Consider the following 24828-nt stretch of genomic DNA (forward strand, 5'->3'; position numbering starts at 1 on the left):
AAGCTCCATTCTTTTGTTATGCTAGTTAAGGCTTAAGTCAACCTCAATCAAACGGCTTTTGCTCTGGTGATCAAACCAGCCTATGCGGATGTGGCGGAATTGGTATACGCGCACGCTTGAGGTGCGTGTGGCTTTGCCTTGCGAGTTCGAGTCTCGCCATCCGCATCAAAAAAAGGGCACTTCGCGATGAGGTGCCTTTTCTTTTTAGAAATTTTGGAGTCAGGAGGAGAAGCAACTTCACTTCCTAGCTCCCAAGCAAGCTGATTAAAAATTGGTTCGACAAGATTTTTTCGGTGCAGTGGTCAAGTCGTCTGCCTCCATGCTGCCAATTCTGACGTGAATTCGATGAAATCCTTCGCTGTCGTTACAAATTAAGGCAGACCCAAAATCCCTCACGAGTGGGGAATTTATGGGGCTGCCGAATTGACCACCGCAGCGAGAGATTTCATCAAATTCGCGTCAACTAAACCTCTAACGGAATTTGTGTCTGCTCGAAATCTTGACGGATTTGCTCAGTCTCAGCGGGCTTGTGGGCAATCAAGTACTTGCTCATAAAGTGAACCTGCGTCCAAACGTCTGAGAAGCCCGCATCTTGAAGCCGTTTTACCAAGTCATCCGTTGTGTAGTGACGGTAGTAAGGCTCATGGAACGTGGTCGCAAACCCATCCATTAAAGGAGCCATTTCGGGTGAGTCGCTGGCTTGGATCGAGTCACAAATCACAAACGTTCCACCTGGCTTGATCACTCGAAAGCATTGATTGATCACATTCTGGCGCGCCTGTGGGGGCAGTTCGTGAAATAGAAAAACGCAGGTAATTGCATGGAAGTAGTGATCCAGATAAGGCAACTCTTCTGCATTCGACTGAAGCAACTGCGGCAACTCACCCGGATTTTGGGACAGCATTTGATTAGCTTTACGCAAATAAGCTGGAGACAAATCCACTCCATATAGAGAAACTTTGGGCAACATACCACGCAGCATTTTAAGCGTCCGCCCTGTTCCACAAGCCACATCCAACACTTTGATCTGACGCGGGTCAATCGAGCTAAAGGTTTGCAATCCCTGCTTTAAGGGAGCCAGCACCCGTCGCCGCATGGCATCCGCCGCCCCATTAAACAACAACTCCACCTGCAAGTCATACAGGTTGGCCGACATATCACTCAGATAGCCGTCTGTCTGATGATGAAAGTTTTGCACATAGTAGCTGGGATAGCCACTCGTCTCGACTTGAGGTGAAAACTCCTGGTGACGCTTCTGGTTAGCCCGATCCCAAATCTGGGGCATATCCAACCAAACAGACGGGTAAAACCGGAAAAAGTCTTCCCAGGGGTTGTCAAACAAAATGCTATCGGGATACACCCCATTTTCGGCATCCTGCCAGTCGGCTTCAAGCACTCGATTAAAGCGCTGCTGAATGTTGAGCAGCAAATCAGCAGAAATGGGAGTCGTTTTCTTTTCGGAGGGAGCGGGGTCAACGAGCTTTAGAATTTGCATACTGAGGGCTTTGTGTGCCAATCCAAAGTAGCTTTTGCCCTGAGAAAAAGTTTGATATGCCAGCTTTGTCAACGTTTCAGGCATGGTAGGTTGGGAAACATTAATCAACTATGTGAATAAGTGTAACGAATAGGATGAGAGAGTTTCACCCCCGATCGACAGATTTTCCAGTACTTTTACTCTTCTCAAATCCAAGTCAATACAACCGATTTATTTTGCCAACAAAAAAGCGACGATCGACTTAAATTTCGATCGCCGCTCAAAACAGATTCACCCAATCCCGCCTGAACAGTCACTTACTAACAGTCGTAGTAAAGCGCAAACTCATACGGATGAGGACGAATGCTCATGGGAATGACCTCACGATCGAGCTTGTAGCTAATCCAGCTTTCGATAAAGTCCTCGGTAAACACGCCACCCGTCGTTAAGAACTCGTGGTCTTTCTCCAGATTTTTGAGAACTTCTGCGAGAGAACCCGGTGTCGAAGGAACCTTTGCTAACTCTTCGGGGCTGAGTTCGTAAATATCTACATCCAACGGTTCACCCGGATCGATCTGATTCTTGATGCCGTCAATTCCTGCACAGAGCATCGCCGCAAACGCTAAATAAGGATTCGCCGTCGCATCGGGACAACGGAATTCTAAACGCTTGGCTTTGGGGTTGCCACCAGACAGCGGAATCCGCACCGAAGCAGAACGGTTACCTTGAGAGTAAGCCAGGTTAACCGGAGCCTCAAAGCCTGGAACTAACCGCTTGTAAGAATTGGTCGTGGGGTTAGTAAAGGCCAGCAGAGAAGGCGCGTGCTTGAGAATGCCGCCGATGTACCAGAGAGCATTTTGGCTCAGACTTGCGTATCCGTCGCCAAAGAAAGTGGGCTGTCCGTCTTTCCAGATCGATTGGTGACAGTGCATTCCCGATCCGTTGTCTCCAAACACGGGCTTGGGCATAAATGTCGTGGTCTTGCCGTACTTTTTGGCCACGTTTTTGATGCAGTATTTGTAGGTCATCAGCCAGTCAGCCGCTTGTACTAGCTCACCGAACTTAAAGCCCAACTCGCACTGCCCGCCTGTCGCAACTTCGTGGTGATGCTTCTCGATCGGCACCCCGCACTTCAACATCGTCAATAGCATCTCAGTCCGCATGTCATGAGAGGTGTCGGTCGGCGCGACAGGAAAGTAGCCTTCTTTGTTGCGAGGCTTATACGCTAAGTTGCCGCCCGGTTCTTGACGACCAGAGTTCCATACGCCTTCGACGCTATCGACGTGGTAGTAGCCTTCATGCTGATTTTGGTCGTAGCGAACGTCATCAAAAATGAAGAATTCTGCTTCTGGGCCAAAAAAGGCCATATCGCCAATCCCTGTGGATTTGAGATAGTCGAGGGCTTTTTGGGCGATCGATCTCGGATCGCGGCTGTAGGGCTGCCCGGTGCGAGGCTCCCGAATGCTGCAAATCATGCTCAGGGTCGGTTCTTCCATAAAAGGATCGATCCAGGCAGTGTTAGGGTCGGGCACCATCGCCATGTCTGACTCGTTAATCGATTTCCAACCCCGAATGCTCGATCCGTCAAACGGCACACCTTCGGTAAAGCTGCTTTCGTCAATTTGATCCTGGTACAGCGTCAAGTGCTGCCAAATACCCGGCGTGTCGATAAATTTTAGATCGATCAGTTGGATGTTCTCGTCTTTGATCTTTGCCAGGATTTCCTGCGGGGTTGCCATGAATGACTCCTTAATTCGTGTCTTGCGTTGCGAGAGCGTTGGGGTTGAAAACTTAGCTTTGCGAAACCTTCCGAATGTCTCAGATTAAAGAAGCACTCGCCTTAACCTGCAACCCTGTGGAGAGATTCATTCAGAATTTTCTTAAGTCCATTTTCTTTACGCTAGAAACTAGTCGTCTAACGGCTGGAATTTGCGGCTTTGGCAAGGATTCTAGCGCCAGGGTTTTAGTCACCTGCATCATGGTAGAAAGAGGCTTACAGGGGTTTTGTATCCTTTGCTACAAAAAACTGAGGATTCTATAGAATTAAACTCAGATTAAGGATTACAAATGCTACCGGAGAAAAGTCTCAGTAGGGTGGCTTCGTTCTAAGCGATGTTAAGCAATGTAAAAATTCTTAAATAGATGCTTCACGATCGTCCCCTCCATAAAATTAGGCTCAACCCCACGTGGTAGACTTTTCCTTAAATTCCATAGACGGTGAGCGATCGACGAATCGCTGTAGGTCGGCGCTCTCAAGTTTATTTTGTCAAGGTTTACAGGGATTATAGGGAGAAAAATTTCATGCGGGACGCAGTAACAAGCCTGATTAGAAACTACGATGTGACGGGTCGCTACCTCGATCGCAACGCCATTGATAGCCTGAAAACCTACTTTGACACGGGGATGGGGCGAGTGCAGGCCGCTGCTGTGATCAACTCCAATGCGGCGGCGATCGTCAAACAAGCTGGCTCAAGACTCTTTGAAGAACTCCCTGAACTGATCCGCCCCGGTGGAAACGCTTATACGACTCGTCGCTACGCCGCTTGTCTGCGAGACATGGATTATTACCTGCGCTATGCCACGTATGCTCTGGTCGCGGGTGATACCGATGTATTGGATGAGCGTGTTTTAGAAGGTCTGCGGGAAACGTACAATTCCCTCGGCGTGCCCTGCGGGCCAACAGTGCGCGGCATTCAGATCATGAAGGAGATCGTGAAAGAGCAGGTGTCTGCGGCGACGGGCGTTGAGAAGCCAGATTTTGTCGATCAGCCGTTTGATTATATGTCTCGTGAGTTGGGCGAGAAGGATCTCTAGGGAAGGGATGAGGGAGGGCTTTGCCCCGCATTCGCGAGGAGGGATGAAAACAACTGATTTGTTGGCATTGGCATCCCTGCATCTCAGATAAGTACTGGGGTTGAGCAACTGACTACTGGTTGAGTGTGGCATCGGGTTCTAAAATCCAAATAGCACAGGCACGATCGCTCTTGGTAATCATGGACTCGTTGCCTTTCTTGGCAAGACGATTTGCAAACTCGATCGCCTCATTCTCAGTGCGAAGTCTTCTCATAAAGCCGTAATATTTGTGGTCAACGACGATCGCCTCCAAAGGTTTTGCGACATCTGGTACGCGAATCTGACACACCTGATATTGCTGAGAAGAGTTCAAGATCCTCCAGAGGCCGTCTTCAGAGTGACGATTAGCAGACTCATAGGGCAACGTTTTTGTCTGGGCATCTGGTTCATAAACCCAAAGAACATCTCCTTTTACAGTCTGCGTAATCATGACCTCATTGCCCCGATAAACCAGTCGAGCCGCAACTTGCAGGGTTTTTGGGTGATCTTTGATTAGCTTAAAAAAACTGTAATATTTTTCCTCAACACAAATGGCTGCGAGCCGCTGACTGTCATCTGGTATCTGAATGTGACAGGAGCGATACTGGGTGCGTTTGAGAATCCGGCAGCGAGGATGATCAGTAATCTGCTTGGAGGCTGCGATCGCCGAGGGAGGAACCTGAAACACCATAGAGTACAACTTTCTAGCTAACTGTGAAGGTTTGTATCAAAACTTAAGAATATTGTCCTCACAACTGTTCCCCATTCAGAACCGTAAATCCCCTAACTTTGAAAGATGAGGCCCCAAAGATCAGGGATTAGGCCGCACTACAAAAAATGTGAAATGATACGTTCATCCTTCCTCGCGAATGCGGGGCAAAGCCCTCCTTACATCCCTCATCCCTCCCCATGAACACTGCTTGTCACATTATTGTTGAGGGTAATCCTGCGATCGTTTACGCCAGCAGAGGCGGCAGACCCGAAAAAGTTTTGCCCATTTTGGAGCGATTTTTGGATAAGTTTTGGCAAGAACGCGACACATCTGGAGAATCGATCGATACGCCAGAATGCCTGGTGGCGCAAATTATTGTGCGGTTTGGCTACGAGATTTGTGAGGATGATTTCTCAAATCTTAAAGTCGGACTGAAATATGATCCAACGGCAGAGTATTTATACTTTGTGGGTGCCGATCGTACTGTTTGTGTTTGGGCGACAAGCGACGAGTATCGTAAGCATCCAGAGTTGGGCGTACAGGCGTGCGATCGTACAGTAGCTTCTTCACTCAGAGTCGGAAGTTAGCGCCTGATCAAGGGTTTTCGCTTCGTTATGGTGTCTTTCTGCCCCCCAACCCCCCAATTCTGGGGGACTTTAAGATAAATTTTCGGTTCAAGGTTTCAGAAAGATTAAGGAGAAGTATTTCATCGAATTCAGGCGAACTGAACCGCTTCAAATTTGCTGGTCGAAAGCGTCTCGGAAAACGATGTAGTCTGCTTCAACTTGGGCGGCGTAGGAGCGAACGTAATCTAATACAACGCTGTGCCAGTTGGGAGCATCTTGGGCAAAGGCGATTAGATCGTCAGCGATCGCTGATCCTTGTCGGCCTCCACTGCGTAACTGTCCCCAGGCGGTGACTTCTGCCATTGTTTGCATGACTCGCTGAAGGCGTTTGATTTTGCCATTCCAGGCGGTGAGATCGACGCGATCGGCGGTCGGTTGGAGTTCTCGCAGCACATAGGATTTGCCGTCTAGCGGTAAGGGGTTGAGCAAGGCGGGCGGTGATTCTTGAAAGCGATGCTGAATGCTGGTGATTCGGTCTGCTTCATTGCTCCAGTTGGGTTGGGGAATCTGGAGATGGGGGTAGAGTGAGGACGATCGCGCCGCCTTCAAATCCAGCAAATAGTTGGCGTGAGGTGAGCCGTTGCCTTCAACGAGAATGATGTAGCGATCGAGTCCCAGACTTCCCGTTCCTGCAATGCGATGGGCGACATCCAATACGTTGAAAAATTGGGGATTCTTCTGAGTCGTTGCCCAAGTGTGGATTAGATCGGTGACCTGCGATCGCGCTTCAGACGTGACCGGAGTAGTTTTTTCTGGAATTAATTTCAGCTTGCGCTGTTTGCCTTTGAGGTCAGTACGATCGGCGAGAAAGGACTTGCGATCGCGCAGTTTCAACCGATTGAGCAAGTCAGCCACTAACCCTTTAGCGGTTTCACGATGAATGGTGCGATCTTTACCTGTAGCGAGGGCAGCGGTGTAGCTTTCTAGAAAATAATTGCAGAGTCCCTGGGCTTCTTCGTCGCTGATATCCAAAGTATGCGCGCCGACCAAAACGCTGGTGAGAAATCTGGTTACATCCCACGTACAGGGCGCTAGAGCCGATTCGTCGAAGTCGTTGAGGTCAAAATAAACAAGGCGATCGTCTCCTTTGTAGCTGCCAAAATTTTGCAGATGTAGATCACCACAACTCCAGACCGGGGGAGCATTATTGATCGCAGCGTCCGCAGGCAAATCTTGATAAAACAGATGGCAAGTGCCCCGCAAAAAAACGAACGCATTCGTGGCCATCGATTGATATTTGAGCTTGAGCAGCTCTGGGTTGCGCCCCTGGTTGAAGGCTTGAATCTGAGCAACGATATCTCTGGTCATGAAAAAGTCCTGAAATTGCTTGCAAGAATCGATTAACTGATCACTCTACGCTTTGCTAACGCTATGAACCGATCTCTGCGGGCCATTACGATCGTCGCCATCAGTCTATTCTCTGTTACCTTACCCGATGGAGTTCGAGATAGAGTCCGGGCGCAAAGCAGTCCGCCACAGAGCGCACTTGACAAGCTAACAGACCACTACTTCTACAGAGTTAATGTTGGGCTGAGGCGCAAGATTCGATCTGGTGATTCTATTTATATCCAGGAGTGGCAAGCGATTCAAATTAGGCTAAAAGGGAACTTGATTGAAAATGGAGACTGTGGCGATGGCAAGGTTACCTTTCAGTGGGTATTGCCCATTCGTCTGCTAGACAGTGTTGCAGATGGGGTGCTTTATAGTCGTTATCCCAATCTTAAAGGGCGCAAGATTCGAGGAGACGAGACGAGCTTGATCAGCGAATGGAACTCAATTCGTCAGGCAATCTCTGAGGTGCATCAGTGTTATTGAGCGCGATTGATACGCCTGATCCTGTGGAGGCTGTTCAAACATCTTTCAAGTTTCGGCAGCGATCGAGCAGAACACGCTAATCTAAATAAATGAGCATTTTTTACGGTTGCTCTATCGTATTCTTCTGAAAAAGCCGATCGCCTGCCCCTACTTGAATTATGTTTGACGCTCTCGCCGACCGCTTAGAACAAGCCTGGACAAAGATTCGAGGTCAAGACAAAATCTCGGAATCCAATGTAAAAGACGCTTTGCGGGAAGTTCGTCGTGCTTTGCTCGAAGCCGATGTCAATCTACAAGTCGTCAAAGATTTTGTCGCTGAAGTGGAGCAAAAAGCCCTTGGCGCACAGGTGATTTCGGGCGTTCGTCCTGATCAGCAGTTTATCGAAATCGTCTACAACGAACTGGTCGAGGTGATGGGGGAGGCGAACGTTCCCCTGGCTGAGGCGACGACCAAACCGACGATCGTTCTCATGGCAGGTCTGCAAGGAACTGGAAAAACCACCGCCACCGCCAAACTTGCTCTGTATTTGAAGAAAGAAGAATTCAAAACGCTATTGGTGGCAACAGATGTCTACCGACCTGCTGCGATCGATCAGCTTGTCGCATTAGGGAAACAAATCAACATTCCCGTTTTTGAATTGGGCAAAGATGCCAACCCCGTCGAGATTGCGCGTCAGGGGGTCGAACGAGCCAGAGCAGAAGGCTTTGACTTTGTAATCATTGACACGGCGGGGCGGCTCCAAATTGACGAGTCGATGATGGGCGAACTCGCTCAAATCAAAGAAACCATTCAGCCCCACGAAACGCTGTTAGTCGTCGATGCGATGACGGGGCAAGAAGCCGCTAACCTGACGCGCACTTTTCATGAGCAGATTGGCATCACGGGTGCAATTCTCACCAAGATGGATGGGGATACCCGCGGTGGTGCGGCCCTGTCAGTGAGACGAATTTCTGGGCAGCCGATCAAATTTATTGGGGTTGGCGAAAAGGTTGATGCGTTGCAGCCGTTTTATCCCGATCGCATGGCTTCCCGTATTCTTGGCATGGGCGACGTACTGACGCTGGTCGAAAAAGCCCGCGAAGAAGTCGATTTTGCCGAAGCCGAGAAAATGCAGGAGAAAATTCTCTCTGCCAAGTTTGACTTTACCGACTTTCTCAAACAGACTCGCTTACTCAAAAATCTGGGATCTTTGGGCGGCGTTCTCAAAATGATCCCCGGTATGAACAAACTGAGCAGCGAACAACTCCAGCAAGGAGAAACGCAGCTTAAAAAAGCAGAAGCGATGATCGGCTCGATGACTGTGCAAGAGCGCAAAGATCCCGATCTGTTGGCTAGTTCTCCCAGTCGTCGTCGTCGGGTCGCTAAAGGATCGGGCTTTGGGGAGAAAGATGTCAGCGATCTGGTGAGCAACTTCCAAAAAATGCGGAACATGATGCAGCAGATGGGTCAGGGCAACTTTTCTGGAATGCCCGGAATGCCTGGGATGGGTGGCGGAATGCCCGGAATGGGCGGCGGAATGCCTGGAATGGGTGGTGGCAATCCCTACGGCCAGGCCCCTCCTCCCGGCTGGCGCGGCTATCCTGCAATGGGCAACCCTGGCAAAAAGAAGAAAAACAAAGACAAGAAAAAGAAAGGATTTGGCAATCTGTAGCGACCACTTGCGGGTAACTCGAAGAGATCGCTTCCCTCAAATTAAGAAACCGCGATCGGGCTGTGATAATATGGATAGTCCATGATCTTTTCAGTGCAGGTTATCGAATTGCCCCAAGCAAACCGTTAATCGACTCTCAACTTAGTAATTCACAGGAGTTCACTTTCTTAGCATGATCAAACTGCGATTAAAGCGATATGGCAAAAAGCGTGAAGTCAGCTACCGGATCGTAGCCGCGCAAAGCACCACCCGACGCGACGGTAGACCCCTTGCGGAGCTTGGCTTTTATAACCCCAGAACCGATGAAACCCGGCTGAATGTCCCCGCAATTTTGGATTGGATCAGCAAAGGCGCACAACCGACTGAAACCGTCCGGAGCATTCTCAGAAGAGAAAACGTCTTTGCGACCGCAAGCAGTGAGCCAGTGAGTGAACCCGTCAGTGAGCAGGTCAGTGGCTGATAATTCTTCTATTCATCCTGACTATGCGGGGCTGGTCACGTTTTTGGTGAAGCCCTTTTTGGAGGCACCAGAGTCTCTCAGAGTAGACTGCGAAGTTGTGGCAAATCGATCGCGGGTTTGGGTTCGGTTGGCGTTTGACGGGTCGGATAAAGGGCGTGTGTTTGGTCGCGGTGGGCGCAATATTCAGGCGATTCGATCGGTGCTAGAAGGTGTGGCAAAGGCGGCGGGCTATTCTGCTGTTTTAGATATTTTTGGCAGTCAGAGCGATCGAGAGTCTGACTCTGAAAGGCCTTCAGTCGGGTCACGCGGCGAAGCTCCGTCTCGATCAACGGCTCCCAGAAGTGTGCCAAAACCTCGCCCCAAGCTGAGTGAGTAAACGCTGCTTAAAGTCGATCGCCGTTCGCAAGGGCGCAACCTATAAGAATTGAAAGAAGGCACCTGAAATGTCTACATTAAGACAGGAATTCGGGTGTCTTTAACGTTTTAATTTCCGGTTTGAAGGGTTAGTACCTCATTAAAAGAGGGATGAGGGGTTGCCGCTGGCGGCACGCTTCGCGAGAGGGATGAGGGGTGAGAAAACTGCTGTCATCGGTTCAGAGATGTTAGTATCCCTCACTTCATTCCTGACAGACTAGTAGTTTGAGTTCCTATTGTCGATTACAAAACTTTTAGAATCTGCATGGTAGACACTTTAACCGTCCAATTGCCCAGTATTGAAAGCGCGATCGCTCTCTCAGGAACCCAGGAAGATAACCTGAAGACGTTGGCTCGTCAAACAGGAGCAGCGCTGGTTTTGCGGGGTCAAGAGTTGCTGATTTCTGGAACTGCTAATCAAGTGGAGTTGTGCCATCGGTTGATTCAGGCGCTTAAGGATTATTGGACTCAGGGCAAGCCGATTACCAGCGTTGATATTCTCACGGCTCGTCAGGCATTGGATACCGATCGCGAAGACGAACTGCAAGACCTTCAGCGAGATATGCTGGCGCGGACTCGACGCGGAGATGCGATCAGAGCGAAGACATTTCGGCAGCGGCAATATATTCAAGCGGTGCGGACGCATGATTTGACGTTTTGTATTGGGCCAGCAGGAACAGGAAAAACCTATCTGGCGGCGGTTTTGGCGGTTCAGGCCCTATTGGCTAATGAATACGAACGGTTGATTTTGACTCGTCCGGCGGTCGAAGCGGGAGAAAAGTTGGGCTTTTTGCCAGGAGACTTGCAGCAGAAGGTCAATCCTTATCTGCGACCGCTGTATGATGCGCTGTATGAATTTGTCGATCCTGAAAAAATTGCAGGCTTGATGGAGCGAGGTGTAATCGAAGTGGCTCCGATCGCTTACATGCGAGGCCGCACTTTAAACAACGCCTTTGTGATCATTGACGAAGCACAAAATACAACGCCAGCGCAAATGAAAATGTTACTGACGCGCATCGGGTTTAAATCCAAAATGGTCGTAACGGGCGATTTGACACAGACTGACTTGCCCTACAATCAAACATCAGGGTTGGGAATGGCAGAACGAATCTTACGATCGGTGGATGGCGTAGCGTTTTGCAATCTCTCAAAGGCAGATGTGGTGCGTCATCCACTGGTGCAGAAAATCGTGGAAGCTTACGAAAAGTTTGAGAGTTAGACGGTAAATTATGGATGCGTACAAACAGCGAGTTGCCAACTTCTACAATTCCAGAACTGACTACGATAATGAGGTGACTCGCGAACGGGCCCTGCGTCTGATCAACTATGCGCCCCCTCAGCCTGGACAGCAGATTTTAGATGTAGCCACTGGGACAGGAACCGTGGCGATCGCGGCCTCTCAAATCGTGGGTGCTGATGGACATGTGATTGGGATTGACATCGCTACGAATCTGCTGAATCTAGCAAAACAGAAATCAGTTGAGTTACAGAATATTGAATGGATTGAAACGGACGCTGAGACGATCGAATTTGCACCGGATCAATTCGACGGGATTTATTGTTCATATGCGATCGTACTGCTTGCTGATATTCCGTTAGCGTTACAAAAATGGTTTCGTTATCTAAAATCACACGGGGTTTTAGCATTCACCAGTTTTTCTGAAACGTCCTTTCTCACGCCTGCAATTAGTCAGGCCTGTGACCGCTGTGGTATTTCCCTTCCCAATCTCCACATTCCACTTGGAACGCCTGAAAGAATTCGTCAACTACTGGGTGAAATAGGGTTCCATGCGGTTGAAATTCATACCGAGCAACGAGGAACTTACCGGAGTCTTGAGGATGCTAAAAGTCGTTGGAATGGTCAATTTTGGCTACATCCAGACGATCCATTCGTAGCGCTAGAGTCGGATCGCATTCAACAGCTCAAACATGAATTTGATGCGATCGTCGAAACTCTCGTCACTGATCAGGGCGTGTGGGATGAAGCCACGACCTTTTTTGTGGTTGCTTACAAGCTTTAATGAAATTTTAGTGCAGTCTATGTGGTTCTTGTCCAACTGTTAGCAGATCCCTGTATAACTTCAGATAAGTAGGAGGTTCTAAAACGGCGGTTGCATTATAAAGCTTGCACTAAAGGTTGCACTATGAAAACGAAGATTTTCTTGGTTTGTTCTGGCTTGGGGAATGTGCAGCGAGGCTACGAATCCTTTGCGCGAGAATGCTTTGATGAACTGTCTAAAGAATCGTCGATCGACATCACGCTATTTAAAGGCGGCGGATCGGCGGCAAAAAAAGAAATTCTCTTGTGGAACATTCCTCGCAAAAGCTGGATTGGCATTCAATTAGGGAGACTTGTTTTGGCGATCGGAGAACGGGTAAGAGGACGACGCAACTACGACGCATACTACGTTGAGCAGGCAGCCTTTACCCTGAGTCTTTTGCCTCATATTCAACGCCACAAGCCGGACATCATTTACTTTAGCGACGATAGCGTTGGCAACTTTTTGGGCGTTTGGCGGCGATTAACGAAGCAATCTTACAAGTTGATCTTTTGCGATGGCGGGCCGATGTCTCCGGCTGCTCCTCGCTGTGATCACGTTCAACGGTTAGCGCCTGCCCATTTTCAACGCGCTCTCGATCATGGTGTGCCTGCTGATACGCAAACGCTGCTTCCTTTGGGGTTCAATATTTCCCGTGATTTATGTCTGCTGACGGCGACCGAAAAAACAACATTACGCCAGCAGTTAAATCTGCCTACTGATCGTCCTTTGGTGCTGTCTGTCGGGACGATCGATCGCTCCCACAAGCGCATGGATTATGTGATTCAAGAAGTCGCAAGCCTGCCTGAGCCACGTCCTTATTTGCTATTAATGGGGCAACAGTCCTCAGAATCCGTCGAAGTCATTCAGCTTGGAAAGCGTCTGCTAGGCGACAATTTTGAGGTGAGAACGGTGGCGTTGAGTGAGATTGATCACTACTACAAAGTTGCAGATTGTTTTGTGCTGGCTTCGGTGTCAGAGGGCTTTGGGCGAGTGCTGGTTGAGTCGATGGCGTATGGCTTACCTTGTTTGGCGCACGACTATGAAGTGACACAGTTTGTCGTTGGTAAGGAAGGCTGTTTAGCTGATTTTAGTCAACGTGGAATGCTTGCACAACAAATCACTCAAGTATTAGCAAGCCAGGATTTTGAGCAGTGCGACCCCTTGCAGGTAACTCGGAGCGACCGCCGTCATCAAAGCGTTTACGATCGCTTCTCCTGGGATACGCTGCGTCCAAAGTACCTGGAAATGTTTAATAAAGTGCTGTGATGCAGAGTTGAACGATAGAAATAAGAACAGTAATGAAGCAGAATTAGCAGTCTATTGACACGGATCAAAAGCAAAAAAAGATTGGTGAATGACATTTGAGAGATACAGAGGGTGATGTTCAGTGTGAGTATCTGATCTACGCTCGCACATCTTTGAGAGGTTATTTTCGGGAGCGATCGGATGTCTCCTACAAAACCTGGGAAGAAGGAGACAAACCGCCCGACTTTGTTCTAGAAATCACGTCGAAATCAACCCGCAGTAACGATCAGGGCGCAAAAAAAAGGAATCTATGCATTCTTGGGCGTTCGCGAATATTTTCAATATGATCCCACAGGTGACTATCTCGTTCCTCAACTACAAGGATTACGGCTTGACGAAAGTAATTACTATCCCATTCCATCTAGCGTTGTTGAAGGTGATGTAACTTCTATTCACAGTGACACTTTGGGGTTAGATTTGCGCGTCAATTCTAGTGGTGAACTTCGCTTTTATGATCCAACAACGGGTCAAAAACTGATGGCGCATAAAGAGTTAGATCAGGCACTTCGAGAGACAGAAGAACGGGCAAATCAGGAAGCGGCGGCTCGACAAGAAATGGCAGCGCGTTTGGTAGAAATGGAGGCGAAATTACAAGAGCTACAGGGAGATAGTCCCTAAGTTTGCAGTTCTAACAGATGCTAAAAGTGAGAAACTAAAAGTGAGAAAATAGACAAATTGCAGCAAAGAGTGGATTATGGTTAGCGAAGTGAAGACAGTTTCAGGGCGTGGGATTCCGCTGGTGGGCAACGACATTGACACCGATCGCATCATTCCCGCTCGATTTTTGCGTTCTGTAACCTTTGATGGGTTGGGTGCAGCGGTGTTTATTGACGATCGCACTCAGGCAAACGGTCAGCATCCCTTTGATCTGCCGCAGTATCAAGGCGCTAAGATTTTGGTCGTGAATGGAAACTTTGGCTGTGGCTCTAGTCGAGAACATGCACCACAAGCGATCGCTAAATGGGGCATTCGGGCGATCGTGGGTGAGAGTTTTGCCGAAATCTTTTTTGGAAACTGTGTAGCGATGGGTATTCCCTGTGTGACGGCTGATTCCAGCGTGACGAAGCAGCTACAAGAAATTCTCACTGACAATCCGCAGGCTGAAATTAAGGTGGATTTGGAAACATTACAGGTGACGAGCGGCGAATTTGAGGGCGCGATCGCAATGGGTGACGGAGCGCGAATGATGCTGACTTCTGGAACGTGGGATGCTTGCGGTCAGCTAGTCGCTCAGAAAGATCAAATCCAGAAAACGGCTGCTAACCTGCCCTATGTGACCTGGAGTAAAATAGCGGCTTAAGAGGGATGAGGGATGAGGCAAAATAGACTTGTTTGTGAGTTTCGGTAAGGTGGTCAAGAAGAAATAATTGCCTTCTGGAAGTTTTTGCCACTCATGAGAACGAAATCGTTCACTTTTCATCCTTCATCCCTCATCCCTCAAGCTATGGTGATTCTTCTAGTTGGTGTAACGGCTTCTGGTAAATCGACGATCGGGCTAATGTTGTCCGACATGCTCGACTGGAACTTTATTGATGCTGACTATATGCACTCGATGGAACATATTCACAAACTGATGCGGGGCGTACCGTTGACGGATGACGATCGCCAGGTGTGGTTAGAATGTCTTCAAGATGCAGTTGAGTATAGTTTGCGAGAAAACAGCAATTTAATTTTGGCGTGTTCGCTGCTCAAAGCCAGCTATCAAGATCGGCTACGACTGGATAACGATGAGGTCAAGATTGTCTATCTCAAAGGGTCTACACAACTGCTGCGACAACGCTTTCGCGATCGTAAACCGCACTTTATGTCGCCTTCGATGTTGTCTACTCAATTGGCGACGATCGAAGAACCTCACAACGCTTATGAAGTCAACATCGACCAATCTGCCGAAGAGACCGCCCATCAGATTCTACTCATGCTCGACTTGTGGGATCGCAATTGATCGATTCGTTAGATTCCTGGTTTTGATAGGTCGATTACAATTGTGGCAGAGGTAGTTGAAATGGTGCGGACATTCCCGCTCATGGGTCTTTATGGATCTACGCAAAACGATTACCGCCATTGTCCAGTCGAGCGAACAGGGTGGTTATGTAGCTGAATGCTCAGAGGTCGCCGTTGTCACCCAGGCTGACACGCTTGATGAGTTGGTGAGTAATCTACAAGAGGCGGTTGCTCTACATCTAGATTGCACGTTAAGTTGCGTCGGGTTGGCGACGATGGCAATGAAACTTTCACAATTCCAAACCATCGAGAACTAGATGCAGGAACCTGCAAGGCTATTTTTCGCCAGGCAAGCCAGTACGTTCCTGAAGCAGAACTGTATCCGTACTTCTATAGCTAAGGGAAAATGAGCAGATTGCCGTGTGTGGGCGATTGTGCTTTAATCAGATGTTTTTATTGACCAGCGGCTAAAGGGATGTTTTGATAAGTTGGAATTGTAGTAGCGCGGATCGTGGGAAACGTCTTCGCCAATCCAGTCGGGAAGGTCGATCGCTTGTTCTGCATTCTGTAATTCGACTTCAGCAATGATCAATCCCTGGTTTTCTCCCAAGAATTCATCGACTTCCCAAACTAAGTTTCCTAAACTGATCTTATAGCGATATTTTTCGATTATCGGAGGTTCGCAGAGCGTGTTTAACAGTTCATTCGCATCAGTGATTGAAATCTCATATTCAAATTCTGCTCTAGCGATTCCTTTGGTATCTCCTTTGATGGTTAAGAATCCTTGATCTCCAGCCACGCGAATTCTCACCGTTCTTCCCGGTTGACTGATGATGTAGCCCTGACGGTACAACACTCCGGTGGCTAGTGTGCGCCAGCGATCGTTCTTGACTAAAAACTTTCGTTCAATTTCAACAGCCATACTCAAATGACGAGAGATAAATTATTACTGACAATCTTTAAGTTAAACAGTGATTTCTGCTTTTTGCCTCATTCATCCCTTTATTTACCTTGCATGTACAAAAACGCATCGACTTCTGCGGCAGTGGGTTGGGCATCGATCGCACCCGATCGAGTGGTCGTCAACGCTCCCGCAGCACTGGCATACGCAACGACTTGTCTCGCAACCTCTGGATCACTCAAATTGTGAATGCCTCGCTGACAAAGCTGATGAACAAACCCCGCTACAAAACTGTCTCCGGCTCCCGTAGTTTCTTCGACATCGATTTCAAAAGCGGGAATTTTGCCTTCGTTGTCGCCCAGACAGTAAGCAGCACCCTGGTCGCCAGCCGTGACCAATACGCCTTCTAGCGTACCAATCCGATGAGCGATCGCGCCCGGATCGGTTGTGTCAAACAGCCATTGGGCTTCTTCGTCGGCTAGTTTGAGAAAGTCAACTCGCTTGATCAATTCGTGAATCATCGGCGGGGCCGCGTTTTGATCTGACCAGAAGACGGGTCGCCAATTGACATCTAAAACCACTTTGACAAAAAATTGTTCTGCCAGTTCTAGTGCACGCGCGATCGCGGCTCGACTGTCAAAATACGCGAGTTCTAATGTGCCCAAAACTAGAAAGTCGGCTGATTCAAATAATGCAGAAGGCAACTGACTCGCTTGGAGATGCGTGTCTGCAAATTCTGCTGAGTTGCGCTGGTCTCCGAAGGCCACAAAACTACGATCGCCTGTTTCCGATCGCAACACCATGACCGTTCTAGTTGGCGCAGTCGGATGATACTGAATGCCCGTCGTGTCTACCGGAATTGAATTAAGCAACTCGACCAGCGATCGCCCCATTTCATCCTGTCCTACACAGCCGACAAACGCTGAAGGAGTCCCTAATTTTGGCAATGCACAAGCCACATTTGCCGGAGCGCCTCCCGGATATGATGTCCAAGAATCGACGGCTTCGAGCGATCGACCGGGCTGATTGGAGATGCGATCGAACAAGATTTCGCCTAGACAAATGACACGGGGATGAGTCACGGCAGTTCCTTTGCGAATAGTATTTTTATACTGTGCAACTTACTTATACAGAAGGATGAATCTTACAATCGAATTTGCTGGATTGATTTAACAAACGCCCCTCCCATAAGGTAGATTTCTCAAAAGTTTCTTGAGCCTACGAGAAATCACACAGATCTTCTTTTTCTCAGTGGTAAAATTTTTCTCGATAGGTTGTCTTTGAATCGGCGAAGAACTCATGCTTCAAAAGCTCACGGTCTCAGTGCTGTTGGTCGGTCTGCAATTGGGGTTGATGCCCGGTCTTCTCTCGGCTGCCCCAAGGCCGCGTCGATCGCCTGCTGCCCTGCCGCCTTCGAGACTCTTCATTCCTGCTAGTTCTCTCTGTACCTTGATGCGCCCGATTCGTCCTCTGAGTCTTCTCTCTTATCGAATGCCATCGCTTTTGGCAAATTCCGCGGACGAACCTTTGGCATCTGTTGCGGTGCAGTATGCTGCGATCGCGCAAGTCGATAGAGCGTTGGGGGTGATCACTTCAGTCAAAGATCCGTTTTTGAAGGCGACAAAGCTGGTCGAGATTGCGAATCTTCAACCGCCGCAAGCAGCCCGTTCTACGTTGGCTCTGGCGCTCAAAACGGCTCGATCGCTCAAAAATAATTATGACTACGATGCTGCGATGATTGAGATCGCTCAGGGCTATGTGACGGCGGGTGACTTTAAGACGGCGATGCAGTTGGGACGATCGCTCAAAGAGAATGCTTCGAGGGTAGAGGCTTTGACCCAAGTTGCACTCAAATCGGCTTTGGTGGGGCAATCCGATCAAGCAAGGCAAGCCATTCTAACGATTTCGGGCCGTGATGCTCAAGAGACAGCAATGAATCAATTGGCGCTCCAGTACGCTAAGGCAGGAGACTATGAGCAAGCCTTTAGAGTCAGTCGATCGCAGCGTGACGGTGCTCATCGTAGTACGTTGTCAGACCTGATGTGGGCAGCTTTGGATTCTGGTAAAACAAGCCAGTTTGCTCAGTTAATTGGGTTGGAACGTGATGATTGTGCGAGATACGAAGCGGCGGAAAGTGCAGCACGAGGGCGGCTATTTTTGGATAAGTCTGACAGATCTGACCAAGTCAAGCAGCGGTTGTCTTTGGCAGTGACGATCGCTCAGAGCATTCAAGACTCTAATCTTAAGGAGAATGTGTTGGCGACGATCGCGGCTGAATCTGCCAAACAAGGTCAAATCGAATCGGCACTACAAATTAGCCAAACGTTACCAGACGGGTCTCGTAAAGATCAGGCATTGGTTGAGATTGCGCGACACTACCTCAAGCTCAATCAGCCTGATACAGCGTTAAAGATTGCAAATACAATCAAGACTTCTACGCTTCTAGCGACGCTTCTTCCTGAGATAGCCAAGCGCTACACCCAAGCCGGACAACCCGAAAAAGCCTCTCCTCTCCTCTCACAAGCATTAGACCTCGCCAAATCAATCAACGCCTCCCCATTCGCGTCTCCCATTCCCTCACCTCGCATTCCCTCATTTCCTACCAATCCAATCATCTCTCCCATCCCCCCTGCCCCGTCGCTCCGAGAGTCCCCGCCCCTCAGATAGCCCCGATCAGCTTATGAAATCTGGCAGTTCTCTACGACAGCCTGAATCGACTGGATGAAGCAAAGCCCCTAATACCCAGAACCGTCGCAATTTTTGATCGTACCCTCGGACAGGATCATCCCCACGCCACAAGTGCCCATCAATGGTGGCAAGCCATTCACAACCCCAAACATCCATAAACTCTCAAACACGGCTGATACACTAAAAACATCCCTTACTGGTTCAAACTGATGGACTTCTACACCCTCGTCTTGAGACAAAGCGCAGGCCATTGGGTCGCCCTATGTCTCGAAAATGGCATCGTTGGGCAGGGAGACACTCAAGACACCGCCATTCAAAAGCTCAAAGCAGCGATCGACTCCCTTCAAATGGTCGATGAGTCAGACAAAGATATTTACTCAGAGCCCGTCTCCATCAGAGCATTGCATGAGTTTCTAAACATCGGCTCTCAAGAACCAACCTCAGAAACTTATGAATTACGGGCTGTCTATGCCTAAAAACATCCCTTCACTCTACTGTCGAACCGTTGAAGACCAGAAAAGAATTGTCCCGATCGATATCGGTGCAGGTGAAATGGCTCCAGCTTATGTATTGAGAATCTTCAGACAATTTGGTTTCACAGACAAGGAAATCGAAGAACTGCTGGCCTAATGCTGTTTGGATAGTTGAGTTTTTGCAAATTGAATTGTGGATCAAAAGCGTCCTCTAGAAGCATCAAGAGACGAGAACGATCGCTCTCAAGATTGATGATCACGCTGGAAGAACTCTGACACAATAACGCTGAATGGCAAAAAAATGATGTCGTCTGTTCTTTTTGGGCTGAGAATTATGATCAAATCGTGGATGGTCATCGGACTCGTAACGTTTTTGGTGGCGTTGGGCGGTAGTCTTCTCAGTCCCAAAGATATCAAATGGTTCAATCGCTTGCGCCGCCCTCGCTGGCTGACGTTTGAGAAGCTGATTCCTGTGATTTGGACGATTGTCTTCATTTGCGGTGCATGGTCAGCCTACAGTGTGTGGGAGCAGACTCAAAGCTGGCCCTTAATGGCGTATTATCTGCTGGTTGAGATTGCAATTATTCTCTATTCCCCGGTCATGTTCCGAACGCGCAGTTTGAAAGTAGGCACCTTCATTGGGGGATTAGGGTTTTTGCTGGGAATCCCGCTCACGCTTCTCGTATGGCAAGTTTCAGGCTGGGCTGCTTTGTTGTTAGTGCCTTATTTATTGTGGAGTCCGATCGGCACCTACACCACCTGGGAAATGAGCAAACTCAATCCTGAATCTGCTTGAGAAAACATGAATTTGATCTGGTTTTTTCTGCTTTGTTGTACAACGCTTCTGCCTCCCAACCCCCCAATCTGGAGGACTTTAAGAGGAGAGGAATTTGGAGGCAATCTAAATCTGTAATCAAAACGGAAGCTTCCTCTAATTGATATTAAGAAAGTATTGAGAAGCCTAACTCATCCCTCATCCTTCCTCGCGCAGCGGAACGCTGTTCTCCCTCATCTCTCCTTAACGTTGTAGGATCAGAAAGTGCAAAAAAGGAGCAACATATGACTCGCGCAATCATGGAAACGGACAAGGGCACTATTCATATCGACATGTTCGATGCAGATGCTCCCAACACGGTTCAGAATTTCGTCGATTTGGCCAACAAGGGCTTCTATAACGGGCTTAATTTTCACCGGGTCATTCCCAATTTTATGATTCAAGGCGGCTGTCCTCAAGGGACTGGAACGGGCGGCCCTGGCTATGAAATCAACTGTGAAATCAACAAAAATAAGCATCTGGCGGGTACGTTGTCGATGGCTCACGCAGGACGCAACACAGGCGGCAGTCAATTTTTTATCTGCCATTCGCCTCAGTCTCATCTAGACGGAAAACACACCACCTTTGGGCAAACCCAGGATATGGATGTCGTGAATGCAATTCGTCAAGGTGACAAAATTATCTCAGTGAAGATCGAAGCCTAAGAGACGCTTGGGTTTTGGAGGATGAGTTAAACCGCAGCTCTCACCTTTCAGAACCCAAAGCTGATCTCCCAAACGCTAACAGCTCTCACCATTTGGTGATCCACCCATACTAAAAACCACGCTTCAAGGCGGATTCGCATTCCTGGTAGATCAGGAAGACGCGATCGAACCCCTGCCACCTGAGCCACATTCCGAACTTTGCTAAAACCTTAGCATTCAGAGTTGTTCCAGTCTTTTCCAAAAACAGCCCTATCAACGGTGCAGCAGCTTTAAAGACTAGGAGAACGAACTGCTTCGGAAGATTAAACTGTTTGAGCCGCATTAGCTTCTCATCGACCGAGGTTTTCAGCCGTTTTGTGCGCCAAACTTTGATCAATTCCCTTGCTTTCATCGGATTCCCCTGGGTGGTCTGGTAAGCAATCAGGGTTTTATATTCCAACGCATCCAGCGGATGGAATCCTTCTCCTGATCGGGGGTATAGAACAATTTCATTGTTGTCGTTCAGGTGTCCGCCATAACTTGCTTGGAGAGAAAGATTGCAGTCCAGTTTTAGCCTGCCTCACGAAGAATTAAAATAAACAAGGTGTTTTCTTGACTAAGTCTTTAATATTTTCTGCGGGTTTTACGGGGTTAATGCAAAAGGCGCTTGTTCAACGTTCTCAAACTCGCCCATATTTGGCGGTCAATGGTCGGGTTGAGGTGTCTTGACCCATCAGCCATGCCCAAATCTGATCGCCGTAAGAGAAATGCCACCATTCATTCCAGTGTTGTTTGAATCCAGACGCGAGCATTACTTTCTCAAGCAGTTGGCGATGTTGATGACATTGTTGTTCTTTATAAGCAGTACTATTTGCAAAATGATTGGGGTGCGATCGCTCCGAGATTTCATCGATCGCTGAACCCAGGTCGATCGTGTCTCCCAATTCATCAATTAAAGTAATATCGATCGCGGCTCCCGTGCTATGAGGCGGTGGCATTGTGGGATCAAGGTTTGGGACTGCCCAGAATTGATAGACTTGCTGAAAAATTTCTTGACGCTGCTCATCGGTCAGGCTGGCTGGATCTAAACTTCTGGATTGCACAAGTTCTAAAAAAGTGTAATTCACCATGAATTGTTGAACCGCAACCGGACGGTAAGCATCAAAAATTTGAAGTTGCCAACCGGGATGGATTTTTTGCAGCATTTTTTGAGCCGTGAGCAAGCGATCGACCACTCCCTGACGCAGATAAAAGGGCGATTTTTCTCCATAAGGCGCACCCAATTTTTGATAAGGATGAGGCGACACAAGCGAGAAATTAGCTGGAATCGCAACTAGAGGTTCGCCGCACTCTACGATCGCAATTTGCTGATAAGGTTTCATAGAAAGCATAAAAGAGTGTGACAAGTCGGCTGCTTTTGGGTCTGAGTCGCGTATAGTTTAGCAGTCTTCTGTCATTCAAAATCAGCGTGAATTTTCCTGTTTACATCTGGGGTATTCATCCACATTTTTTGTTTGAGACGATCGCTTACAGTGTCGCTCTGCGCCTCAGTTTGCGAAATTTTCGGAAGGACATTATTCCCGCTACTCAAAGAAGTTCGATCGTCGTCGGTGGATTAGTCGGTGCATTGATCGGCGCAAAGCTGCTCGTCATTTTGCAGCACATTGATTTATTTTGGCAACATCAAGAACAATTCTGGTTACTGTTGCTACAGGGTAAAACGGTGGTGGGTGCGCTGATTGGTGCAGTAGCAGGCGTTGAACTGATCAAGAAAATTATCGGGGTCAAGCAATCGACTGGAGATGCCTTCGTTTATCCGTTGATTTTGGGAACGGCGATCGGGCGCATCGGCTGTTTTTTAACTGGGTTAAGTGATCAAACCTATGGCACTCCCACCATGCTCCCGTGGGGCTTTGACTTTGGAGATGGAATTCTCCGTCATCCCACTCAGTTATACGAGATTGCATTTCTATTTGCGTTGTTAATATTTTTGAGGTGGCGTTGCCAACGGCTCTCGCAAAGCGATGCGCGCTTCCAATCAGAATCTGGTGATTTGTTCAAGTTTTATATGATCGCTTATTTAAGCTTTCGCTTTCTCATTGACTTCATCAAACCTGATTTCCACCCCGTTCTCAACCTGAGCGCCATTCAAATCGCCTGTCTATTCGCTCTCTTATGCTACCGAGCCACGATTCCCAAGTTATTCCAATTCTCAAAACTATAACCTCCCTCATCCCTCATCCCTCATCCCTCATCCCTCATCCCTCATCCCTCATCCCTCATCATGCCTACTCGCCCCTACCTCTTCTACGCTTTAACCAATAGTGTTTGCTCGAAGTGTTTAACGAAAGTTGAAGCAAAAATTATTTTCAGAGATGAGAATGTTTATTTAGTCAAACACTGTCTGATTCACGGTCAAGAAGAAGTTTTAATTGCTGACGACATTGACTATTACAAACAGTGTCAAGAGTTTATTAAACCAGGAGATATGCCGCGCAAATTCAATACACCAATCCGGTATGGCTGTCCTTATGATTGTGGGCTATGTCCTGATCATGAACAGCATAGTTGTTTGACCTTGGTGGAAGTGAGCGATCGCTGTAATCTTTCTTGTCCGATCTGTTATGCAGACTCCGGGGCTGAAGAGTTTTCCTCTGCGAATCAACCGCGCCAACATCGCAGTCTACAACAAATTGAACAAATGCTAGACAACGTGGTTGCGAATGAAGGAGAACCGGATATTGTACAAATTAGCGGTGGTGAACCGACGATTCATCCAGAGTTTTTTGAAATTCTAGAAATCGTTAAGCGCAAGCCCATTAAACACTTGATGATTAATACCAATGGCGTGAGAATTGCGACCGATCGTGCCTTTTGTGAACGCCTCAGTCAATACATGCCGGGTATCGAAATCTACTTGCAGTTTGATAGTTTTGAAGCACAAGCCTTGAAAGAATTGCGAGGAGCAGACTTAAGAAATATTCGCGAGAAAGCGATCGCTAACCTCAATGAATTCAAGATTTCAACCACGTTGGTCGTCACGCTTAAAAAAGGATTGAATGATCACGAGATTGGCAAGATTATTGAATACGGACTACAACAGCGATGTGTGAGAGGTGTCACCTTTCAGCCCATTCAAGCCGCTGGAAGACTGAAGGATTTTGACCCGAAGCGCGATCGCTACACCCTGACCGAGGTTCGTCGTGCCATTCTAGAACAAAGTCCTCATTTTCAGCCCAAAGATTTGCTGCCTGTTCCTTGTCATCCGGACTGTTTGGCACTGGCATACGCGCTAAAAGTTAACGGTAAAGTGATTCCTTTAACTGGGTTACTCGACCCTACAGCGTTTTTAGAAGTGATGCCAAACTCAGTTTTATATGAACAAAATGAAGACCTGAAAAAACAGATTTTCAAACTTTTTTCAACCAGTCATTCTCCAAGTTCTTCGGCGACAACTTTAAGACAGCTTTTGTGTTGTTTACCGATGCTGCCAGTGCCGTCAGGAATTACCTATGAGAATGTGTTTCGAGTGATTATTATGCAGTTTCTAGATCCGTTTAACTTTGACGTGCGATCGGTCAAGCGTTCCTGTATTCACATTGCTCACCCTGACGGTAGAATCATTCCTTTTGATACTTACAATATGTTTTACCGCGAAGGAAGTGTAGGTTATCCTCTCGTCTCAAATCGACTTCAGGAGCAAGTGTAATGTCACAACAAAGCGAATTGAGAGATATTGTTGGAGGCGTTTTTCTGGCATTTGGACTCAACATTCTAGCAGTTATTTTCTTTGTAGGAATGGCAGCGCTGTTTACAAACCTTCAACTCCCTTCAATTCCAATTATTTTTGTGTACTTGACCTTTGGAATCGGATTATCTCAGTTAATTTATATTGTTCCGATCGCCGTTCGATTTGCAAGAAGACAACAGTGGGGACGCATGAAAGGCGTGATCATCGGTGCAGTAATCACAGCTTTATTGAATGGAAGCTGCTTCTATATTATTGGAGGAATGCGTTTCTAAAACTGATTTCTT

At 48.0% G+C, this 24828-nt stretch carries 31 protein-coding genes and 1 tRNA gene; 24 read left to right on the forward strand and 8 right to left on the reverse strand.

The features are described 5' to 3' along the window. The first annotated feature begins 84 nt into the window (after nt 1-84). A tRNA-Leu gene (locus ACJ2PR_RS00950) sits at nt 85-165 on the forward strand. A 298-nt stretch (nt 166-463) separates the two neighbouring features. Here ACJ2PR_RS00950 and ACJ2PR_RS00955 read toward each other — a convergent pair. Both ACJ2PR_RS00955 and glnA read right to left on the reverse strand, forming a co-directional pair. Continuing rightward, nucleotides 464-1579, reverse strand: a complete 1116-nt coding sequence (locus ACJ2PR_RS00955; RefSeq protein ID WP_446875588.1) for a class I SAM-dependent methyltransferase — start codon at nt 1577-1579, stop codon at nt 464-466. Nucleotides 1580-1794: 215 nt separating this feature from the next. Beyond that, the gene (gene glnA / locus ACJ2PR_RS00960; protein WP_446858842.1) at nt 1795-3213 is read right to left on the reverse strand and encodes a type I glutamate--ammonia ligase; all 1419 of its coding nucleotides are present in this window, start codon (nt 3211-3213) and stop codon (nt 1795-1797) included. A 562-nt stretch (nt 3214-3775) separates the two neighbouring features. Between glnA and apcB the strand changes: the two genes are divergently transcribed. Next, a complete protein-coding gene (gene apcB, locus ACJ2PR_RS00965) occupies nt 3776-4288 on the forward strand; it encodes an allophycocyanin subunit beta (RefSeq protein ID WP_446858843.1) in 513 nt (170 codons plus the stop codon). Nucleotides 4289-4400: 112 nt separating this feature from the next. On the opposite strand, the gene ACJ2PR_RS00970 is transcribed toward apcB, so the two are convergent. After that, nucleotides 4401-4997 carry a hypothetical protein gene (locus ACJ2PR_RS00970; protein ID WP_446875589.1) on the reverse strand — a complete coding sequence of 199 codons (597 nt, stop codon included), beginning with the start codon at nt 4995-4997 and terminating at the stop codon, nt 4401-4403. Between the two features lie 218 nt (nt 4998-5215). On the opposite strand from ACJ2PR_RS00970, the gene ACJ2PR_RS00975 reads away from it, so the two are divergent. After that, on the forward strand, nt 5216-5605 hold the full coding sequence (locus tag ACJ2PR_RS00975) for a histidine kinase (RefSeq protein WP_446875590.1): 390 nt from the start codon (nt 5216-5218) through the stop codon (nt 5603-5605). A gap of 147 nt (nt 5606-5752) precedes the next feature. Here ACJ2PR_RS00975 and ACJ2PR_RS00980 read toward each other — a convergent pair whose 3' ends face one another. Continuing rightward, on the reverse strand, nt 5753-6952 hold the full coding sequence (locus ACJ2PR_RS00980) for a DUF2252 domain-containing protein (protein WP_446875591.1): 1200 nt from the start codon (nt 6950-6952) through the stop codon (nt 5753-5755). Between the two features lie 63 nt (nt 6953-7015). On the opposite strand from ACJ2PR_RS00980, the gene ACJ2PR_RS00985 reads away from it, so the two are divergent. The 12 genes from ACJ2PR_RS00985 (at nt 7016) to ACJ2PR_RS01040 (ending at nt 15673) form a co-directional block, all read left to right on the forward strand. Beyond that, on the forward strand, nt 7016-7459 hold the full coding sequence (locus ACJ2PR_RS00985; protein WP_446858847.1) for a hypothetical protein: 444 nt from the start codon (nt 7016-7018) through the stop codon (nt 7457-7459). A gap of 158 nt (nt 7460-7617) precedes the next feature. Then, nucleotides 7618-9111: a signal recognition particle protein gene (gene ffh, locus ACJ2PR_RS00990; RefSeq protein ID WP_446858848.1), complete on the forward strand. Its 1494-nt coding sequence runs from the start codon at nt 7618-7620 to the stop codon at nt 9109-9111. Between the two features lie 172 nt (nt 9112-9283). Beyond that, the gene (gene rpsP / locus ACJ2PR_RS00995) at nt 9284-9571 is read left to right on the forward strand and encodes a 30S ribosomal protein S16 (RefSeq protein WP_446858849.1); all 288 of its coding nucleotides are present in this window, start codon (nt 9284-9286) and stop codon (nt 9569-9571) included. Beyond that, the gene (locus ACJ2PR_RS01000) at nt 9564-9947 is read left to right on the forward strand and encodes a KH domain-containing protein (protein ID WP_446867790.1); all 384 of its coding nucleotides are present in this window, start codon (nt 9564-9566) and stop codon (nt 9945-9947) included. Before rpsP ends, ACJ2PR_RS01000 begins: the two co-directional genes overlap by 8 nt. Before the next feature lie 303 nt (nt 9948-10250). Beyond that, nucleotides 10251-11204 carry a PhoH family protein gene (locus ACJ2PR_RS01005; RefSeq protein ID WP_446867789.1) on the forward strand — a complete coding sequence of 318 codons (954 nt, stop codon included), beginning with the start codon at nt 10251-10253 and terminating at the stop codon, nt 11202-11204. A 10-nt stretch (nt 11205-11214) separates the two neighbouring features. Continuing rightward, complete coding sequence (locus ACJ2PR_RS01010; RefSeq protein WP_446858852.1) at nt 11215-12006, forward strand: class I SAM-dependent methyltransferase; 792 nt, start codon at nt 11215-11217, stop codon at nt 12004-12006. A 123-nt stretch (nt 12007-12129) separates the two neighbouring features. Next, entirely contained in the window at nt 12130-13293 is a 1164-nt protein-coding gene (locus ACJ2PR_RS01015; protein WP_446875592.1) for a glycosyltransferase family 4 protein, read from the forward strand. Between the two features lie 297 nt (nt 13294-13590). Continuing rightward, complete coding sequence (locus tag ACJ2PR_RS01020; RefSeq protein WP_446875593.1) at nt 13591-13950, forward strand: hypothetical protein; 360 nt, start codon at nt 13591-13593, stop codon at nt 13948-13950. 76 nt (nt 13951-14026) lie between these two features. Further along, the gene (gene leuD / locus ACJ2PR_RS01025; protein ID WP_446875594.1) at nt 14027-14632 is read left to right on the forward strand and encodes a 3-isopropylmalate dehydratase small subunit; all 606 of its coding nucleotides are present in this window, start codon (nt 14027-14029) and stop codon (nt 14630-14632) included. Between the two features lie 144 nt (nt 14633-14776). After that, entirely contained in the window at nt 14777-15274 is a 498-nt protein-coding gene (locus tag ACJ2PR_RS01030; RefSeq protein WP_446875595.1) for a gluconokinase, read from the forward strand. A 91-nt stretch (nt 15275-15365) separates the two neighbouring features. Then, on the forward strand, nt 15366-15590 hold the full coding sequence (locus tag ACJ2PR_RS01035) for a type II toxin-antitoxin system HicB family antitoxin (RefSeq protein ID WP_446875619.1): 225 nt from the start codon (nt 15366-15368) through the stop codon (nt 15588-15590). After that, nucleotides 15530-15673: a type II toxin-antitoxin system HicA family toxin gene (locus tag ACJ2PR_RS01040; protein WP_446875596.1), complete on the forward strand. Its 144-nt coding sequence runs from the start codon at nt 15530-15532 to the stop codon at nt 15671-15673. The genes ACJ2PR_RS01035 and ACJ2PR_RS01040 overlap by 61 nt, the downstream gene beginning before the upstream one ends. A 39-nt stretch (nt 15674-15712) precedes the next feature. Here the strand turns inward: ACJ2PR_RS01040 and ACJ2PR_RS01045 are convergent, their stop codons facing one another. Then, nucleotides 15713-16195, reverse strand: a complete 483-nt coding sequence (locus ACJ2PR_RS01045) for a CYTH domain-containing protein (protein WP_446875597.1) — start codon at nt 16193-16195, stop codon at nt 15713-15715. 80 nt (nt 16196-16275) lie between these two features. Beyond that, on the reverse strand, nt 16276-17256 hold the full coding sequence (locus ACJ2PR_RS01050) for a carbohydrate kinase family protein (protein ID WP_446875598.1): 981 nt from the start codon (nt 17254-17256) through the stop codon (nt 16276-16278). A 217-nt stretch (nt 17257-17473) separates the two neighbouring features. Between ACJ2PR_RS01050 and ACJ2PR_RS01055 the strand changes: the two genes are divergently transcribed. The 6 genes from ACJ2PR_RS01055 to ACJ2PR_RS01080 all read left to right on the forward strand — a co-directional run bounded on the left by ACJ2PR_RS01055 (nt 17474) and on the right by ACJ2PR_RS01080 (nt 20814). Continuing rightward, nucleotides 17474-18841, forward strand: a complete 1368-nt coding sequence (locus ACJ2PR_RS01055) for a tetratricopeptide repeat protein (protein ID WP_446875599.1) — start codon at nt 17474-17476, stop codon at nt 18839-18841. Nucleotides 18842-18861: 20 nt separating this feature from the next. Continuing rightward, on the forward strand, nt 18862-19020 hold the full coding sequence (locus tag ACJ2PR_RS01060; protein WP_446858921.1) for a tetratricopeptide repeat protein: 159 nt from the start codon (nt 18862-18864) through the stop codon (nt 19018-19020). A 51-nt stretch (nt 19021-19071) separates the two neighbouring features. Beyond that, entirely contained in the window at nt 19072-19338 is a 267-nt protein-coding gene (locus tag ACJ2PR_RS01065; protein WP_446858860.1) for a hypothetical protein, read from the forward strand. Beyond that, on the forward strand, nt 19331-19492 hold the full coding sequence (locus tag ACJ2PR_RS01070) for a hypothetical protein (protein WP_446875600.1): 162 nt from the start codon (nt 19331-19333) through the stop codon (nt 19490-19492). The genes ACJ2PR_RS01065 and ACJ2PR_RS01070 overlap by 8 nt, the downstream gene beginning before the upstream one ends. A 144-nt stretch (nt 19493-19636) precedes the next feature. Beyond that, nucleotides 19637-20131 (forward strand): TspO/MBR family protein, encoded by a 495-nt coding sequence (locus ACJ2PR_RS01075; RefSeq protein ID WP_446875601.1) that lies wholly within the window; start codon nt 19637-19639, stop codon nt 20129-20131. 263 nt (nt 20132-20394) lie between these two features. After that, on the forward strand, nt 20395-20814 hold the full coding sequence (locus ACJ2PR_RS01080) for a peptidylprolyl isomerase (RefSeq protein WP_446867780.1): 420 nt from the start codon (nt 20395-20397) through the stop codon (nt 20812-20814). Between the two features lie 109 nt (nt 20815-20923). Here ACJ2PR_RS01080 and ACJ2PR_RS01085 read toward each other — a convergent pair whose 3' ends face one another. Together ACJ2PR_RS01085 and ACJ2PR_RS01090 are read right to left on the reverse strand one after the other, a co-directional pair. Continuing rightward, on the reverse strand, nt 20924-21205 hold the full coding sequence (locus ACJ2PR_RS01085; RefSeq protein ID WP_446867779.1) for a hypothetical protein: 282 nt from the start codon (nt 21203-21205) through the stop codon (nt 20924-20926). Between the two features lie 268 nt (nt 21206-21473). Beyond that, nucleotides 21474-22184 carry a M15 family metallopeptidase gene (locus tag ACJ2PR_RS01090; protein ID WP_446875602.1) on the reverse strand — a complete coding sequence of 237 codons (711 nt, stop codon included), beginning with the start codon at nt 22182-22184 and terminating at the stop codon, nt 21474-21476. 77 nt (nt 22185-22261) lie between these two features. Between ACJ2PR_RS01090 and ACJ2PR_RS01095 the strand changes: the two genes are divergently transcribed. Genes ACJ2PR_RS01095 through ACJ2PR_RS01105 form a run of 3 tightly spaced genes read left to right on the forward strand, consistent with a single transcriptional unit; the run spans nt 22262 to nt 24816 of the window. Then, entirely contained in the window at nt 22262-23017 is a 756-nt protein-coding gene (locus ACJ2PR_RS01095; RefSeq protein ID WP_446875603.1) for a prolipoprotein diacylglyceryl transferase, read from the forward strand. A gap of 60 nt (nt 23018-23077) precedes the next feature. Beyond that, complete coding sequence (locus ACJ2PR_RS01100) at nt 23078-24502, forward strand: radical SAM protein (RefSeq protein ID WP_446858866.1); 1425 nt, start codon at nt 23078-23080, stop codon at nt 24500-24502. After that, nucleotides 24502-24816 (forward strand): hypothetical protein, encoded by a 315-nt coding sequence (locus ACJ2PR_RS01105; protein WP_446867775.1) that lies wholly within the window; start codon nt 24502-24504, stop codon nt 24814-24816. Before ACJ2PR_RS01100 ends, ACJ2PR_RS01105 begins: the two co-directional genes overlap by 1 nt. Nucleotides 24817-24828: the final 12 nt, after the last annotated feature.

It is taken from the genome of Phormidesmis sp. 146-33 (assembly GCF_052939515.1).